Below are 16,341 nucleotides of genomic sequence, written 5' to 3'. Positions count from 1 at the left end.
GCTCTACCCCCGGTCGCACCGCACGAGCACAGGAGAGAGTCCTTGGCGATCATCACACGGGGCAGCTCCCGCACACCGATCATCGACGCTGCGATCGACCGCGCCGTCGCTCTGCCGACGGCACGGGTCCGCAGCCACGTCGACTCGCTGCGTCGACGCAACCCCGAGGCCAGCCCCGCCCGCATCATCGAGCTGCTCGGCCGCGAGTACGCGCTCGTCCTCCAGGGCGCCGGCGGCGCCGTCGGTGCCGCGGCGGCCGTCCCCGGCGTGGGCACGGGCGTGAGCCTGGTGCTCTCGAGCGGCGACGTCGCGACGTTCTTCGCGTCGTCCTCCGCCTACGCCCTCGCCGTCGCCGAGGTGCACGGGATCGAGGTGAACGACATCGAGCGGCGGCGCGCGCTCCTGCTCGCGACCGTCCTCGGCGAGTCCGGGGCGCAGACGGTCGCCGACGCGTCCGGCAAGTCGGTCTCCGCGTGGGGTACCGCGCTGCTGACGACGATGCCGCAGAGCACCATCAAGCAGGTCAACAGCGTCCTGGCGAAGCGGTTCATCAAGCGCCAGGTGGTCAAGCAGGGCTCCCTCATGGTCGGGCGGGTCATCCCGTTCGGCATCGGTGCCGCGATCGGGATCGCCGGCGGTCGGGCGCTCGCTCGCACGGTGGTCCAGCAGGCCACCGAGGCGTTCGGTCCGCCGCCGCCGGCGTTCGTCCGCCCGACCGTCATCAACGACGCCTCGCAGCGCGTCACGATCGAGCGTTGACGTGCCCTCCGAACGGTCGAGAGCCCTGCGCTTCGCGGCGTCGGTGACCGTCCCTCTCCCAGCGGCCGACGCGTTCGCGCTCGTCGCGGACGTCCGCAACCACGACCGCTGGATCCCCCTGACCCACGGCAGGTTTCCCGTCGCGCCTCCCGGCCCGCTCCCCCGCGGTGCCCGGTTCACGATGATCAGCACGCCGGGCATCGTCGACCGCATGATCGTCACGGACCTCATCGGGACAGCCTCGACGACCCTGTCGACGACCTTTCGCAAGGCAGGCCCGCTGCTCGCCGGGGTCGCCGGCATCGAGGTCACCCCCGGCCCGACGGCGCGCACGTCCCAGATCACGTGGTGGGAGGACGTCCACCTCGCCGGCCCGATTCCCGCACGCGTGACGCGGGTCCTCGTGGGCCCTTTTCTCGTGCTCATGCTCCGGTACGCGCTGCGCGCCGTCAGCCGCGAGATCGCGGCGACCGCTGCCGCGCGCGGCTAGCACGGCGTACTCTCAGCCAACGCAGAACCCACGACGCCCGGGAGGCCCACCGCATGACCACCCCGCAGAGCCGCCGCTATCTCATGTGCCGCCCAGACTTCTTCACGGTGAGCTACGAGATCAACCCGTGGATGAACAAGCACCTGCCCGTCGACACGGCTCTCGCCGTCAAGCAGTGGGAGAGGTTGCGAGACACGTACCTCGATCTCGGGGCGACGGTCGAGTACATCGACCCGGTGGAGGGGCTCCCGGACATGGTCTACTCGGCGAACGGCGCGACCGTCGTGGACGGTGTCGTGTACGGCGCGCGCTTCACGCACCCCGAGCGCCAGCCTGAGGGCCCGGCGTTCCTGCGCTGGTTCGCCGACCACGGCTTCACGGTGCACGACGCCCGTGAGCGCAACGAGGGCGAGGGCGACATCCTCACCGTCGGCCCACGGATCCTCGCCGGGACAGGCTTCCGCACGGACGTGGCCGCCCATGCCGAGGCGGCGGAGCTCTGGGGACGCGAGCTCGTCACGCTCGAGCTCGTCGACCCGCGGTTCTATCACTTGGACACCGCGTTGATCGTGCTCGAGGGCACCGAGGGAGGTACAGGGCTCGAGGGCACCGAGGGCGGAGCGCGGGCCGGTCAGGTCGCGTACTACCCGGCGGCGTTCTCTCCGTCGAGCCGCGAGGTGCTCGAGGGCCTCTACCCGGACGCGGTCATCGCGGACGAGTCCGATGCGGTGGTGCTCGGCCTCAACGGGGTGAGCGACGGTCATCACGTGGTCCTCAACCCGCTGGCGACGAAGCTCGTCGGTCAGCTTGCGGAGCGGGGGTACGAGCCGGTGGGAGTCGACACGTCAGAGCTCGTCCTCGGCGGGGGTGGCGCGAAGTGCTGCACCTTGGAGATCCGGCCTGCGCGCGGCCCTGACGGCCTCGCCGGCGCTGCAGGGCTGGACTGAGCATGGCCGCGGCTGCAGCGCCGGGGACGGGACGGCTCGCGCCGAACTATGCTCCGCTGCCGGTGACGATCGCGACGGCCGATGGCTCGTGGGTGACAGACACGGCAGGGCGCCGGTACCTCGACCTGCTCGCGGGGTACTCGGCCCTGAACTTCGGTCACCGGCACCCTGCGCTCGTGGCTGCCGCCCATGATCAGCTCGATCGTGTCACCCTGACGTCACGAGCGTTCACCCACGACCTTCTCGACCCGTTCGCGGAGGCCTTGTGCGGCCTGGTGGGTCCGTCGGTCGCCGGAGGCGCTGCCGAGTCGATGATGGTGCCGATGAACACGGGCGCCGAGGCTGTCGAGACGGCGATCAAGGCGGCCCGCAAGTGGGGCGCATCTCGCGGTATCACCAGCCCGACCATCATCGTCGCGGAGAACAACTTCCACGGTCGCACCACGACGCTCGTCTCGTTCTCGACCGATGACGACGCTCGGGCCGGCTACGGTCCGTTCACCCCGGGCTTCCGCGTGGTCCCCTTCGGCGACGCGGCTGCTGTCGAGGCCGCGATCGACTCCTCGACCGTCGCCGTCCTCATGGAACCTATCCAGGGCGAGGCAGGCGTGATCGTTCCCGCGCCCGGCTTCTGGCCCTCCCTCCGCGCCCTGTGCGACGACGCCGGGATCCTTCTCATCGCGGACGAGGTCCAGTCAGGCCTCGGCCGGACGGGGACCACGCTCGCGTGCGACCTGTGGAACGTGCGCCCGGACCTCGTGGTGCTGGGCAAGGCGCTCGGCGGCGGCATCGTGCCGGTGAGCGCGGTGGTCGGTCGCTCGGACGTCCTCGGGGTCTTCACACCGGGAACGCACGGCTCCACGTTCGGCGGCAACCCGCTCGCGTGCGCGGTCGGGCTCGCGGTCGTGGACCTCCTGAGCACGGGAGACCTCCAGGAGCGAGCGAGCACTCTCGGCGACCACCTCCAGGCGCGGCTCGACGACCTCGTGACCGAGGAGCTGCTCGTGGACGTGCGCGGCGCCGGCCTGTGGGCAGGCATCGACGTCGACCCTGCCTGGGGCACAGGCAAGCAGGTGTGCCTCGCGCTGCTGCGACGAGGCGTGCTCGCCAAGGACACGCACGGATCGACCCTGCGGCTGGCGCCGCCGCTGACGATCTCTGTCGAGGACCTCGACCACGGCCTCGACCAGCTCCGCGACGTGCTCGCCGAGGACGGCTAGAGCGACGCGCTGTCAGCAGGTCGTGGGGCGTCGCAGTGCTTGTTGACGACCATGACCGGGCACTCGGAGTGGTGGAGGACCGCCTGGCTCGTCGAGCCGAGGAGGAGCCCTGCGAAGCCGCCACGCCCACGCGAACCGACGACGAGGAGGTCGCTGGCGGTGGAGAACTCGGTGAGGAGCTCTGCGCCGGTGCCGTCGAGCACGATGCGCTTGATCTTCAGGCCCGCGTGCTCCGCCTCGGCGGCATCGACGATGTCGTTGAGGCCCCTCGTGACGTCCTCGAGGACCTGCTCGTGGTCGATCGACGCCGGGAGCCATGCGAGCAGCCCCGACCCTGAACCGACGGGTACGCCGGCGACGGCGACGAGCTCGGCCTCCCACAGGATCGCCTGCTCGATCGCACGGTCCAGCGCTCCGTGAGCGGAGGGCGACCCGTCGACCCCGACGATGATCCGGTGCAGCGGCGCGACGGCGTCCTCGTCAGGCGCTGCTTCTTCGGAGCGGAGCGGCACCACGACCGTCGGGCAGTGGGCGTGGGCGGGGAGCGCTGAGGAGACCGTTCCGAGGAGCCGCTCGGCGAACCCACCGCGCCCACGCGTGCCGACGACAGCCAAGGAGAAGTCCTTCGACATCTCGATGAGCACCCCGGCCGCGTCACCTGTCGTGAGGTGCGCTGTGACGGTCACGCCCGAGAGCTCCGCGCGGGCGACAGCCTCGTCGAGGACGACGCGGGCCCCTGCCTGGATCGAGGAGTCGTCGAGCGCTGCGTAGCCGCCGTCGAGCGACGCTGCCGCGAACGAGGGCAAGGAGTAGGAGCAGACGACAGTCAGCGGCTGGCCGGACCGTCTCGAGAGGGCGGTCGCCCAGTCGAGTGCGTGCAGGCTCGATGCTGAACCGTCGATACCGACGAGGATTGCTTCGGTGCGGCTCATGAGGAGACTCCCTTGACGTGATGGTCCAAGACGTTACTCGTCAACGACTTTACGCTCCCATGACGCGAAACCCGCATCCACCATGCACCGGGTTGACGGTCGACCAGGACAGATCCGGACATGACGAAGCCCGGACCGCAGATGCGGTCCGGGCTTCGTCAACAGGAGAGATATCAGCCGATACGGATGAACACCGGGTCGGACTGCCAGATCGAGCGGAACTGGATGCTTCCACCGGGCTTGGGAGCATCGATCTGGGTGTTGCCACCGGCGTAGATCGTGATGTGCCCAGGAGACCAGATGAGGTCACCGGCCTGCGCCTGGTCGCGGGAGATGATCGTCCCCGCGTAGTGCTGTGCGGCTGCCGTGCGCGGGAGGGAGATCCCTGCCTGCGCGAAGACGTACGCGGTGAAGCCGGAGCAGTCGAAGCCGTCAGGGGTCGATCCACCCAGGACGTACGGGACACCGACGTAGCGGCTCGCGATGTCGATGATCGAGCTGCCGGCAGCCGATGCGGGAACCGCATAGGCCGCTGCCGTCTCTGTCGTGGCGCTCGCGGTGGTCGTGGTGTCCTCGGTGAGCGACGTCCGCTCGGCGCTGCGCGTGGCAGCAACGGTGCGCTCGACCTCCGGGGCAGCCTCGGGCTTCGGCGTGACCGAGACCGCGGTCTGCTCGACCGTCCAGGTCGCGTCGGCGGCGACCGTGACGGCAGGAGCCGTGTTCAGTGCCGCACGCGCCTGCGTGGTGAGCGCAGAGACGTCGACGGAGTTGAGTGCCGGGCTGCTGGATGCAGGAGCAGCCATGGCCGCACCAGCGCCCATGAACGAGACGAGGAGACCCGAGGACGCAGCGACGACGGCCGTGCGACGGCCCATGACGGCGGCGTTGCCGGTCGCGGAGCTGACGAGCGTGGTCAGTGGGCTGATGGGACGCCGAGCCTGCCTGTGGCGGGCACGAGTGGTGCTAGTGGTCACGTTTATCTCCAATGACGCCTGCGAGGTCAGCTGTCGGGTTCGGGTAGGAGAACACCCGGCCGAATGAACTTTTCATACGACTTCACCCCGAGGACACTGCGACCAGTGCCCAGTTATGGGTCCCCCGTCCCTGCCAGCGGGTCGTGGGCTAGCTCGAGCGATGGCAGGGTTCGGCGTTTCGCTCTTGCACTTCGATAGTTTGTTATGCCTACGAAGCAACATGACGGTACCTCAGAGACCATCGGTATGTCACCCACTCCAGGCCTCAAGTTTTGCCGGTGTGACTTATGCCACAACAAAGATGTGTCGTGATACTTCGTCCGGAAGGTCCAGAACGATCTCCGCCCCCTCCGACGTCACCGAGATCCCCGCGCCGTCGGGCTGACGCTCGATCCGCACCACCTCTCCGGGCTTGATCCCGGCGGACGCCAGCCGAGCGAGAAGCTCGGTGTCCGTCTGGAGCGGCTCGCCGAGCCGTGCGACCGTCGCCGGGAACGCCCCCGCCTCGAGCACCCCACCGTTCGCGTAGCGCGCGGACACGAGAGCGGTCAGAGAGACGACGCCGTCGAGGAAGGTCACTGCTTCCGACGACTCCCCCAGCTCCATGAGGCCCGGGATGGGGTTGCCGTACGGAGAGAAGTGCGGGTGGTCGAGAAGGTCGACGAGCCGGCGCTCCACGCGATCGCTCATGACGTGCTCCCAGCGGCAGGCCTCGTCGTGGACGAACTCCCAGTCGAGCCCGATGACGTCGGTGAGCAGCCGCTCGGCGAGCCGGTGCTTGCGCATGACGCGCATCGCCTTGCCGTAGCCGAGCTCGGTGAGCTCGAGGTGCCGGTCGCCGCTGACGACCACCAGCCCGTCCCGCTCCATGCGGGCGACGGTCTGCGACACGGTCGGTCCCGAGTGTCCCAGCCGCTCGGCGATCCTGGCGCGAAGCGGGACGATCCCCTCTTCTGCGAGCTCGTAGATCGTCCGCAGGTACATCTCGGTGGTGTCGATCAGGTCGCTCACGCGTTCCTCCTGTAGATCAGATGGCGTTGGAAGGCCCCGAACCGCGCCGATCGGCGATTTCACTCGTCTCCGACAGACACCCTATCCCGGGGCTCGAACGCCACCACGCCGGACGATCGGGCGCGCGTAAGGTGTGGCGCGTGACTGACACAGCGCCCACGATCCCTCCCGTATTCCTCCCGCGCGACGGCCGGTTCGGCAGCGGCCCGGGCAAGGTGCGCGACGCCCAGCTCGCCGCTCTCGCAGCGACGGGTCACACCTTCTTGGGCACGTCCCACCGCCAGGCCCCCGTCAAGGGGCTCGTCAGCCGCGTGCGCACCGGCCTGGCCGAGCTGTTCGACGTCCCGGACGGGTACGAGGTCGTCCTCGGCAACGGCGGGTCGACCGCCTTCTGGGACGCCGCGACGTTCAGCCTCGTGCGGGAGCGTGCAGCGCACGGCGTCTTCGGGGAGTTCGGCGGAAAGTTCGCGGCGTCGACGACGGGCGCCCCCTTCCTCTCGACCTCGATCATCACGTCGGGCGAGCCGGGGACCGTCGCCCTCCCCGAGACCGCTGAAGGCGTCGACGTCTACGCCTGGCCGCACAACGAGACCTCGACCGGTGCGATGGCCCCGGTCCGCCGGGTGCCCGGCTCGGCCGAGCAGGGGGCCCTGACCGTGGTCGACGCGACGTCGGCTGCCGGCGGGCTGCCGGTCGACGTCTCCGAGACGGACGTCTACTACTTCGCGCCGCAGAAGTCGTTCGCGTCGGACGGCGGGCTGTGGCTGGCCGTCGTCTCACCCGCTGCTCTCGAGCGGATCGCCGAGATCGACGCGAGCGACCGGTGGATCCCCGACTTCTTGTCGCTCCAGACGGCCGTGACGAACTCTCGCGCGAACCAGACCCTCAACACGCCCGCGGTGGCCACCCTCTTCCTGCTCGCCGAGCAGATCGAGTGGATGCTCGGTCAGGGCGGGCTCGCGTGGGCTGCGGCCCGCACGGCCGAGTCCGCCTCGGTGCTCTACGACTGGGCGCAGACACGCACGGAGACGACCCCCTTCGTCGCCGACCCGGCCGCCCGCTCGACCGTCGTCGGGACGATCGACTTCGCACCAGAGATCGATGCGGCACGCATCTCGGCCGTCCTGCGGGCGAACGGTGTCGTCGACGTCGACCCGTACCGCAAGCTCGGGCGCAACCAGCTGCGGGTCGCGATGTTCCCGTCGGTCGAGCCTGCCGACGTGCAGGCGCTCACCCAGAGCATCGACTACGTGATCGACACGATCCTCTGACGAGGCCCTCACGACGTCCAGGCGCTGCACCTGCCGCACAGGAGCAGCGCCTCGCGCCATGACGCGTCAGGTCGACGTCGCGGTGTTCTTCGCCTCTTGCGCCCCGAGCTCGTCGGCCACCAGACGCCGCTCGTCGACGAGCGCCTCGCCCTCCTGGTGGGGGACGGGGGCGTAGCGCACCTCGACGTGCGGCCGGTGGAGCACCTGGTACTGGACCGTGTACTTCCAGTGGCGCGAGGTCCAGAGGGCGGCTCCAGACGCGACGAGGAGCGCGGAGATGGAACCGATGCCGATCGCCCAGCGCGCCCCGAACGCCTCGGCTACCCAGCCGACGATCGGCGAACCGATCGGGGTGGCCCCGAGGAAGACCATCATGTAGAGCGCCATGACGCGGCCCCGGACGTGCGGGTCGGTCGACATCTGGATGGTGCTGTTCGCCGCCGTCATCATCGTCAGCGACGCGAAGCCCAGCGGGATGCACGCGATCGCATAGGTCAGGTACGTCGGCATGAGGGCCGTGATGCCGCTCGCCACACCGAAGGCGAAGGCTGCGCCGATGACGAGCCGCACGCGCGGACGCTCTCGACGGGCGGCGAGGAGCGCACCGGCGAGCGACCCGATCGCGAGGATCGAGCCGAGGATGCCGTACGCCCCGGCCCCCTTGTCGAAGACCTCGCGGGCCATGATGGCCGAGGTCAGCTGGAAGTTCAGGCCGAAGGTGGAGACGACTCCGACGACGACCATGATGACGACGATGTCGCTCCGCCCGCGGACGTACCGGATCCCCTCCCGGATCTGCCCCTTCGCCCGCGGGGTGACCGGCATGATGTTCAGCTCTCGGACGCGCATGCGCGACATCGCGAAGATCGTCGCAGCGAACGTGACCCCGTTGATGACGAACACCCACCCGGGCCCGACGAGCGCGATGAGCAGACCTGCAGCACCTGGGCCCACGAGACGCGCGGCGTTGAAGGACGCGGAGTTGAGGCCGACGGCGTTCGAGAGCCTCTTGGCCGGGACCATCTCGGCGACGAACACCTGCCGGACCGGGCCGTCGATCGCGGAGACGCAACCGAGGAGCGTCGCGAAGACGTAGACGTGCCACAGCTCGGCCTGGCCGGACAGCACGAGGGCACCGAGACCGAGCGCCAGGACGCCCAGCGCCGTCTGGGTCATCATGAGGAGCTTGCGCCGGTTGACGCGGTCGGCGAGGACCCCGGCCCAGGCGGAGAGGAAGAGGACCGGCGCGAACTGCAGGGCGGTGACCACCCCGACGGCGACCCCGGAGTCGTCCGACAGGACGGTGAGCACGAGCCAGTCCTGGGCGACGCGCTGCATCCAGGTGCCGACGTTCGCGACGAACGCTGCCCCGAACCACAGCCGGTAATTGTAATACTTGAGCGAGGAGAACGTGGGGCTCATCGTGCAGCGATCTCGGTGAGGAGCTCGCTCGCCCGGGCGAGCGTCTGTCGGTCTTCCGCGGTCAGCCCGTCGAGCTTCTCGGTGAGCCACTGGTTGCGACGGCGCTTGGTCTCGGCGATCTCGCTGGCGCCCAGGGCGGTCATCTCGACGACGACGAGACGCCGGTCCGTCGCGTCGCCGACCTTGAGGACGAGGCCCGCGTCGGCGAGCGCGCTGACGATCCTCGTCATGGACGGCGGGCGCATGTTCTCGTGCTCTGCGAGTGCGCCAGGCGTCATCGGGCCGAGCTTGCGGATGGCGAAGAGGACGGCGAGCTGGCCTTCGGTGAGCTCGGCGTCGCCCTTCTGCGCGCGCAGGCGCCTGCTGACACGGGTGAGTGCGACGCGGAGCTGTCCGGCCAGGGTGTCGGGGCCGCAGAGGTCCGTCGCCTGACCCGAGATCTGGCCCGTGGTCTGGTTCGTCACCTGGCCCGTGGTCGGTGCTGGAGCGGGGTCTGTGGTGTGGGCTGGTTCGTCAAGGGGGAGGGAGGGTTGAGGCACTCCCTTACCTTAACTCATTACCTTACGTAATTACCTGAGGAGATGATGTTTTCATCCTCACGGGACGTAGGCGACGACGACCGACCCCGACCCGCGCAGGGCGACCGCTCCCGCGTCGTGCGGGACGAACGCCGACTCACCCCGACGGAGTCGCGCAGGCGGGCCGGCGGTGCTCGCCCCGCTCTGGACGACGACCTCCCCGTCGAGGCACAGGACGATGCGCGGACCGGTGTGCGCCACGAGAGCGTCCCCGACCACGGTGCCGTACATGAGCGAGAACTCGGGCACAGGAGCCCGGTACGTCGCGAGGGTCTGGCCGACCACCCCGGGGACGACGACCGGCCGCTCGGGCGGGCGGGGCACGTAGCTCGCGCACGCGAGGAGCGCGTCCACGTCGACGCGCTTCGACGTCAGCCCAGCACGCAGGACGTTGTCCGAGCTCGCCATGACCTCGATGCCCAGACCCGACAGGTACGCGTGCACCTCGCCGGACGCGAGGAAGACCGCTTCTCCCGGCTGCAAGGAGACCCGGTTGAGCATGAGGGACACGAGCGCGCCGGGATCTCCCGGATAGTGCTCAGCGAGCGCGACGGCGGTGTAGTCGCCGCGCGAGACGACCCCGCTCCTCGAGCCGGCACCGCCGCGGGCGATGCGTGCGCGGATCGACGCGACGGTCGTCTCGATGTCCTGGGTGCAGTCCGTCCCCCGCGCGGCCAGCGCGAGCTCGAAGGCGCTCCGCACCCCGCGCGCGTCGGGCGACGCTCGGAGCGCGTCGCGCATCGACCCGAGGAGGGCACCGTCGAGCCCGTCGAAGAGCTGCAGCGTGCGCAGAGGCCTCCGGAAGCCGCACAGCCCCTCGAAGGGCGTGAGCGCGAGCATCATCTCGGGCTTGTGCTGGTCGTCCTTGTAGTTGCGCTCCGGGGCGTCCAGAGGGACGCCTGCAGCGTTCTCGTGGCTGAACCCCGAACGCGCGACGTGCGGCTTGGGGTGGACCTGGAGCGAGAGCGGCTGGTCGGCGGCGAGGACCTTGAGCAGGTAGGGCAACCGAGGGCCGTACTCCTCGACGACCGCGACGCCCAGGGTCGTGTAGGGCGCGCTGCGCACGAGGTCGGGGAGAGCGACAGGCTCGACGCCCTCGTGGAGGTCCTCGGCCGAGCCGCCGGCCCCCTGCGGCACGCAGCGCGACGGGGCGAGGGCGTGCGCGCCGAGCCACATCTCCGCGACGGGGCGGCCGTCCGCAGGGACTCCGAGGAGCTCGGGGATAGCGGTCGGCGATCCCCACGCGTAGTGCTGCACGGTGTTGGTCAGACGGAAGATCTGGCTCGGTCTCACACCACCGACAGTACGTCAGGGCGGGGCCCAGATTGACTGGCCCTGAGACTGACCCTGGGTCAGAACGCCCCGAGAAGCTCCCCGAGCGGACCTCGTGTGAAGTAGGCCACGAAGAGGACCGACGCGAGCCACATGAGCGGGTGGACGTCCTTGACCTTGCCGAGCGAGACCTTGATGACGACGAAGGCGATGAAGCCGCCACCGATGCCGGCGGTGATCGAGAACGTGAACGGCATGAGGATGATCATGAGGAACGCCGGGATGGCGACCTCGTAGTTCTTCCAGTCGATCCCGGAAACCTGCATGACCATGAGGAACCCGACCACCACGAGCGCCGGGGTCGCCGCCTCGAACGGCACCATGTCGACGAGCGGGGAGAGGAACGTGGCCAGGAGGAACGCGATCCCGGTGACCACGGACGCGAGGCCCGTACGGGCCCCGTCACCGACTCCCGCAGCAGACTCGATGTAGCTCGTGTTGGAGGAGACGCTCCCGGCGCCGCCTGCCGCGGCCGCGATCGAGTCGACGATGAGGATCTGGCGGGTGCGGGGCGGGTTGCCCTCTTCGTCGAGCAGGCCGGCCTCGCCGCCGACAGCGACCATGGTGCCCATCGTGTCGAAGAAGTCGGCGAGGAGCAGAGAGAAGACGAGAAGGATGACGGCGACGGCACCGATCTTCTCGAAGGAGCCGAAGAGCGAGAACTGCCCGAGCAGAGAGAAGTCGGGGACGGCGACGAGAGAGTCTGGCAGCTCGGGCGTGTTGAGCTCCCAGCCGGTCGGGTTGCTGCCGTCGAGCGTCTGGGGGCCGACCGTCGCGACAGCCTCGATGATCACGGCGAGGACGGTCGAGGAGAGGATCGCGACGAGGATCGCGCCGTGGACCTTGCGCACCATGAGCACGATCGCGACGACGAGGCCGAAGACGAAGACGAGCAGCGGCCACCCGGCGAGCGATCCGTCGATCCCGAGCTCGACCGGCGTCGCCATGCTCGCGGGGATGCGCACGAACCCGGAGTCGACGAGACCGATGAACGCGATGAAGAGGCCGATCCCGACGCTGATCGCCGTCTTGAGCTCGACGGGGACCGCGCGGAACACGGCCTCCCGGAACCCGGTGAGGACGAGCACCAGGATGATGAGTCCCTCGAGGACGACGATCCCCATCGCGTCCGCCCAGGTCATGCCTGGCAGGCTCGCGATCGAGAAGGCGACCACGGCGTTGAGACCGAGACCCGCGGCGAGCGCGAGCGGGAAGTTGGCGACGACTCCCATGAGGATGGTGAGGACGCCGGCGACGAGCGCTGTGGTGGCGGCGATCATCGCGAGGTTCGGCTCGGAGCCACCACCGAGGTAGTTGCCGGTGCCGTCCGGGATGGTGCTGAGGATGATGGGGTTGAGCACGATGATGTAGCTCATCGTGAAGAACGTCACCAGTCCGCCGCGCACCTCGGCGCCGACGGACGAGCCTCGCTCGGTGATCTTGAAGAACTTGTCGATCGCATTCTTCGGCTCGCTCACGGCGGCAGCTGTCTCAGTCACGGGGATGATCTTTGCACGGGTGCGCTGGGCTGACTACGCCACCCACGCTGTGCCGGGGCGGCCCCGCGCGATGTCTTGGGGTATGGACCCGCACGGTTGAGGACCCCACCCCCGAGGTCCTCAACCGTGCTTCGATGCATCGACCTCTGTGCGGACGGGCCGCTGTGGGGTGATGCGAGTCTGTGGTGCGAGCGGGGCTCAGCGGCGCATGAGCTCGCGTCGGCGGCTGGCGACGAAGACAGCTCCTGCTCCGGCGACGGCGATCGCGCCGGCTCCGATCGCAGCGCCTGCGCCGGAGGCCTCGCCGACCGGGGAGACGACGTCGAGCGTCGCGCTCTCCGTGGTGCCTGCAGCGAAGGCGGTCCCGTCAGGGACGACGGTGACGACCTGCGAGTCGATGAGGTCGCCGTCAGAACCGGTGGCGACGAGCGTGTAGGTGCCGCCAGCCTCCATGGTGACCTCGAACGATGCGCTGCCGTCCGCGGTGGGCTTCTTCATGCTGGCCGTGCCTGCGATCGAGATGGCGCTCTCGGGAAGCTCAGCGGGGTTGGAGACGACGTTCACCGTGATGAACTCGTTGTCGACAGGGCCGTTCACCGCGTAGACGACGGCGTTGCCCTCGGTGGTCGATCCGGCGACGACCGCAGATGTGCGCTCGCTCGTCTCGGGTGCTTGTGCGGCCTGCGCGGCGGCGGGAACGAGTGCGATCCCGGTGGCCACGGCGGCGATGACAAAGACTTGTCGATTCATGGGTGTCTCCCCGCAAGGTGTCGGAAGTCCGGTGAAGGACTATGGCAGTCTCAGGCGCTCCCCCCTCAAACGCCGAGCCTTGAGGCACTCCTGAGTACGCCACAAGTATTACGTGGGGCTCGGCAACAATGCAAGGTGCGAAATGGGCACGGACATTCTCGAGGAATGTCAGGAGAGGTCGACCGGGCCTGCGGGACGACACAGGGGCTCGTCGGGGCACCCCACGGCAATCTGTACACCTTGCCCGTTTCACACAGTTTCGAAGCGGCAAGAACGTTGGTATCTCGCCGTTTTTGACCTCGTGAAGCACGATGACGCGCCTTGACGCCCCGCCGAGCAGGCGGCCACGTGTCCGCCGCCCCTACCGTGGCGCGGACCTGCGACGACACTCCTGAAGACAGACGCCCACCTCTTTGTGAGAACGGCTGGTCGCCGGTATCTCTATTTTCAATCAATAGAACTGTCCGGGCCTTTACCAACCGACGTTCAATGAAAGTGTGACGCACGCGATAGCCCTCGTTAACGCATTGTTCACAAACGGAGACCCGACCTCGGTCTCGCGAGTCTCTCAAAACGGACTTTCCGTCGTGGGGTCCGTGCAGACCGGTCGGACGCAGACGCGCCCGGTGCACCATGACCTCCGGCGCTGCTCGAGAGCCGAGGCTTAGTGTGGGCTCATGCCTCGCCTGCCCCCCGCGATCGATCTCACGTTGCACCCGGAGCGGCGTCGACGCGACGTCCGCCCGATGGACGTCGACCTGCGCGTGGTGGTTCTCGTCGGGATCACGCTGTGGGTCGTGGCCGGTGCGACGTTCGGTGTGCTCCAGCTCTTCACCGACCACGAGGTCGTCGACCAGCTCCTCGTCTGTGCGGCTGGCGTGGTCCTCGGTCTCCTGGGGCTCGTGTGGGAGCGGGCGAACAGGCGCCGCTACCGCGCGGGAGCCGCCAGCACCACGGAACCCTGAGCTCTCGCCTCTGAGCGGTGAGCGGTGAGCGGTGTGCGGTGGCCCCTGGGCCCCTGCCCGGCTAGATGCCGAGGAAGATCTGCGAGCAGAGCATCTCGGTCTCGGACTCGTCGACGACGGGCACGCACGCGATGCCGATGGACGTGTAGGCGGGCATGAGGATGTTCGAGGCGTGCCCCGGCGACTGCATCCACGCATCGACGACGTCCTGCGGTGACGCCGCAGCCCGGCTGAGGTTCTCTCCCGTGATCTCCACGGGTCCGCAGCCGTCGGTGACCGGGTCGAGGGACGCGTGGACGAGCTCTCCGCCGGCGTCCACCAGGTCGGTCGCACGGACGAGCCCCTGCTCTTGCGCGCACAGCGACGGGGACAACGTGTCGAGGCCCGCGTCCTCGCGGACGGCGTTCGTCGATGCAACGAGGGCTGCCGCGTACTCCTCGGGCGTGACAGCAGCGAGGTCGTAGGGGGCTGGGCTCTCCTCGACCGAGGTCGAGTCGCTCAGGTCGGCCGTCTGGCCTGCGTCGTCGGCCTGCCCTCCGTCGTCGGCTGTGCTGCATGCGGTGCACGCGAGGAAGAGAGCGAGCGCGAGCGACGCGCTGCGTACGGACCGCCGCCTGCGGGAGCCTGAGCGTCCCGGTTCGCGACGGCTCATGCGGTGATCACGACCGGTGTGCCGAGCGGCAGCGCGGCAAGCTGCGCGATCGTCGCCTCGTCGACGCGCACGCACCCGTTGGAGACTGCTTGCGCCCGGTCGTCGTGGAAGTGGAAGGCCGTCACCGCGACGTCTGTCCCGCCGAAGCCGTCGAGGGTCGGAGACTGGACGCCGAGCGCCACGATCGGGAGCCCGCGCGTGTAGGCCGCAGCCGGGTCGGTGAACATCGTCATGATGAACGTCCTTCCGAGAGGTGTCGGGGTCGCTTGCGTGCCGTAGCCGAGGTCGGGGCTCTCGTAGATCGCCACGCCGTCCTCGAGGATGCGGAGGCCGCCCGAGAGGCTCACTGTCACGAGGAACGGGTCGGCCGCCGTGGTGACGTCGGCGGCACGGACCCATCCTGTCGCCTGACCGGTGACCCCTGCGGACGGGTAGCCCTGCCGTCCGGGCAGCAGGACGCGCAACCAGTGCTCGTGCTGCTCGACGACGGGCACGGTCGTGCCGTCGTGGACCTGCTCGGACGCGAGCCGGGCGACCGGAGGTGAGCCCGGCTCCGCGAAGACCGGGGCTGCCTCCCCCGTGGGTGTCACGAGGACCTGGGTGGGCGGGAGGTCAGGTGCCGGGTCGAGCGGGAGCTCGGGCAGGACAGAGAAGACGTCGACGCTCGGCAGGGCGGCGAGGTCGTAGCTCGTCGGGTCGACCGCAGGCCCCTCGTCAGCCGGCGCCGGCGCCGGCGCGGACGGAGCGGCAGGTGCGCTGACCGTCTCCACGCGCGCGACGACGGTCTCGTGTGGCGATCGACCCAGCGTGAACCCGACGGCGGCCAGGACGACGAGCACGCCTGCTGCGCTCACCACGGACGTACGGCCTCGAGACAGCATGCGGTCCTCCGTGGCTCCCGTGCGAGAGACGACCGAGGGCCCCCGGAATCCGGAGGCCCTCGGTCGTCGTGAGATGGTGCGTCAGGCGTTCAGGGCTGCCCGGCGACGCTTCGCGAAGAAGAACGCTCCGAGGCCGGCTGCGGCGAGCGCACCGGCACCGATCGTGAGCGGCAGAGGCGAGGAGCCCGTAACGGGCAGGGTTGCTGCACCCGAAGCGGCTCCGGTGGAGGTCGCAGCCGAACCGACCGCGATCGTCTGCGTGTTGATGACGGTTCCCTCTGCGTCGACGGCCGTGATCGTGTACGACCCAGCTGCTGCGAGCGTGATGTTGAACGTCGCGTCGCCTGCGGCGTCTGTGGCCTTGGCGAGGCTCGACGTACCCGCGATGGAGATGGCCGAGGTGACGACGCTGGTCGACGTGACCGACGCGGTGATCTTGTCGTTGTAGAGGGGGCCGTCGACGACGTAGTTGAACGGCGAGCCCGCCGAGAAGGAAGTTGCCGAGAGCGTCGAGCTGAAGTCGATGGCCTCGTACGCAGAGGCGGTGGTCGCCGGAACCACGGCGAGCGCCAGTGCTGCTACGGCCGTTGCCGCGATACGTCGATTCATGTTCTGTCCCCTAGATACATCGATGATGGAGTGCGGAAGCCGTCGTCAC

16 protein-coding genes, 1 pseudogene and 1 riboswitch are annotated in these 16,341 nt (G+C 69.2%); of the genes and pseudogenes, 6 read left to right on the top strand and 11 right to left on the bottom strand.

All coding sequences use genetic code 11. The features are described from left to right. The first annotated feature begins 42 nt into the window (after positions 1 to 42). From ATL42_RS00580 to rocD, 4 genes and pseudogenes are all read left to right on the top strand, one after another. Positions 43 to 759 carry a hypothetical protein gene (locus tag ATL42_RS00580; RefSeq protein WP_245861910.1) on the top strand — a complete coding sequence of 239 codons (717 nt, stop codon included), beginning with the start codon at positions 43 to 45 and terminating at the stop codon, positions 757 to 759. A gap of 1 nt (position 760) precedes the next feature. Continuing rightward, a complete protein-coding gene (locus tag ATL42_RS00575; protein WP_098453690.1) occupies positions 761 to 1,249 on the top strand; it encodes an SRPBCC family protein in 489 nt (162 codons plus the stop codon). A gap of 26 nt (positions 1,250 to 1,275) precedes the next feature. Further along, positions 1,276 to 2,196 (top strand): annotated as a pseudogene (ddaH, locus tag ATL42_RS00570) (dimethylargininase); the annotation flags it as partial. Between the two features lie 2 nt (positions 2,197 to 2,198). Then, complete coding sequence (gene rocD, locus ATL42_RS00565) at positions 2,199 to 3,416, top strand: ornithine--oxo-acid transaminase (protein WP_098453688.1); 1,218 nt, start codon at positions 2,199 to 2,201, stop codon at positions 3,414 to 3,416. Here the strand turns inward: rocD and ATL42_RS00560 are convergent. The 3 genes from ATL42_RS00560 to ATL42_RS00550 form a co-directional block, all read right to left on the bottom strand. Further along, complete coding sequence (locus ATL42_RS00560) at positions 3,413 to 4,348, bottom strand: universal stress protein (RefSeq protein ID WP_098453687.1); 936 nt, start codon at positions 4,346 to 4,348, stop codon at positions 3,413 to 3,415. The two genes, rocD and ATL42_RS00560, sit on opposite strands and share 4 nt — an antisense overlap. Positions 4,349 to 4,521: 173 nt before the next feature. Beyond that, a complete protein-coding gene (locus ATL42_RS00555; RefSeq protein WP_245861908.1) occupies positions 4,522 to 5,322 on the bottom strand; it encodes a C40 family peptidase in 801 nt (266 codons plus the stop codon). Beyond that, a riboswitch (cyclic di-AMP (ydaO/yuaA leader) is annotated at positions 5,323 to 5,508 on the bottom strand. It abuts the gene before it with no gap. A gap of 99 nt (positions 5,509 to 5,607) precedes the next feature. Then, positions 5,608 to 6,333: an iron-dependent transcriptional repressor DtxR gene (locus tag ATL42_RS00550; RefSeq protein ID WP_098453686.1), complete on the bottom strand. Its 726-nt coding sequence runs from the start codon at positions 6,331 to 6,333 to the stop codon at positions 5,608 to 5,610. A 140-nt stretch (positions 6,334 to 6,473) separates the two neighbouring features. Between ATL42_RS00550 and serC the strand changes: the two genes are divergently transcribed. Beyond that, complete coding sequence (gene serC / locus ATL42_RS00545) at positions 6,474 to 7,604, top strand: phosphoserine transaminase (protein ID WP_245861905.1); 1,131 nt, start codon at positions 6,474 to 6,476, stop codon at positions 7,602 to 7,604. Between the two features lie 66 nt (positions 7,605 to 7,670). On the opposite strand, the gene ATL42_RS00540 is transcribed toward serC, so the two are convergent. The 5 genes from ATL42_RS00540 to ATL42_RS00520 all read right to left on the bottom strand — a co-directional run bounded on the left by ATL42_RS00540 (position 7,671) and on the right by ATL42_RS00520 (position 13,185). Next, positions 7,671 to 9,026 (bottom strand): MFS transporter, encoded by a 1,356-nt coding sequence (locus ATL42_RS00540; RefSeq protein ID WP_098453684.1) that lies wholly within the window; start codon positions 9,024 to 9,026, stop codon positions 7,671 to 7,673. Next, positions 9,023 to 9,490, bottom strand: a complete 468-nt coding sequence (locus ATL42_RS00535) for a MarR family winged helix-turn-helix transcriptional regulator (protein ID WP_245861902.1) — start codon at positions 9,488 to 9,490, stop codon at positions 9,023 to 9,025. The genes ATL42_RS00540 and ATL42_RS00535 overlap by 4 nt, the downstream gene beginning before the upstream one ends. Before the next feature lie 132 nt (positions 9,491 to 9,622). Then, entirely contained in the window at positions 9,623 to 10,897 is a 1,275-nt protein-coding gene (manA, locus tag ATL42_RS00530) for a mannose-6-phosphate isomerase, class I (RefSeq protein WP_098453683.1), read from the bottom strand. Between the two features lie 59 nt (positions 10,898 to 10,956). Beyond that, a complete protein-coding gene (locus tag ATL42_RS00525) occupies positions 10,957 to 12,435 on the bottom strand; it encodes an NCS2 family permease (protein WP_425443167.1) in 1,479 nt (492 codons plus the stop codon). Between the two features lie 198 nt (positions 12,436 to 12,633). Further along, on the bottom strand, positions 12,634 to 13,185 hold the full coding sequence (locus ATL42_RS00520; protein WP_143556657.1) for a hypothetical protein: 552 nt from the start codon (positions 13,183 to 13,185) through the stop codon (positions 12,634 to 12,636). A gap of 677 nt (positions 13,186 to 13,862) precedes the next feature. Here ATL42_RS00520 and ATL42_RS00515 point away from each other — a divergent pair. Continuing rightward, positions 13,863 to 14,150 carry a DUF2530 domain-containing protein gene (locus ATL42_RS00515; RefSeq protein ID WP_098453680.1) on the top strand — a complete coding sequence of 96 codons (288 nt, stop codon included), beginning with the start codon at positions 13,863 to 13,865 and terminating at the stop codon, positions 14,148 to 14,150. 61 nt (positions 14,151 to 14,211) lie between these two features. Here ATL42_RS00515 and ATL42_RS00510 read toward each other — a convergent pair whose 3' ends face one another. The 3 genes from ATL42_RS00510 to ATL42_RS00500 all read right to left on the bottom strand — a co-directional run bounded on the left by ATL42_RS00510 (position 14,212) and on the right by ATL42_RS00500 (position 16,292). Beyond that, on the bottom strand, positions 14,212 to 14,802 hold the full coding sequence (locus ATL42_RS00510) for a CAP domain-containing protein (RefSeq protein WP_098453679.1): 591 nt from the start codon (positions 14,800 to 14,802) through the stop codon (positions 14,212 to 14,214). Further along, positions 14,799 to 15,683 (bottom strand): L,D-transpeptidase, encoded by an 885-nt coding sequence (locus tag ATL42_RS00505; protein ID WP_098453678.1) that lies wholly within the window; start codon positions 15,681 to 15,683, stop codon positions 14,799 to 14,801. Before ATL42_RS00505 ends, ATL42_RS00510 begins: the two co-directional genes overlap by 4 nt. An 81-nt stretch (positions 15,684 to 15,764) precedes the next feature. Continuing rightward, positions 15,765 to 16,292, bottom strand: a complete 528-nt coding sequence (locus ATL42_RS00500; protein WP_098453677.1) for an LPXTG cell wall anchor domain-containing protein — start codon at positions 16,290 to 16,292, stop codon at positions 15,765 to 15,767. Positions 16,293 to 16,341 lie beyond the last annotated feature (49 nt).

This window comes from Sanguibacter antarcticus, from assembly GCF_002564005.1.
GTDB lineage: Bacteria > Actinomycetota > Actinomycetes > Actinomycetales > Cellulomonadaceae > Sanguibacter > Sanguibacter antarcticus.
Note: the sequence above shows the minus strand (reverse complement) of the source record. Positions and strands in the feature narration are given on the sequence as shown.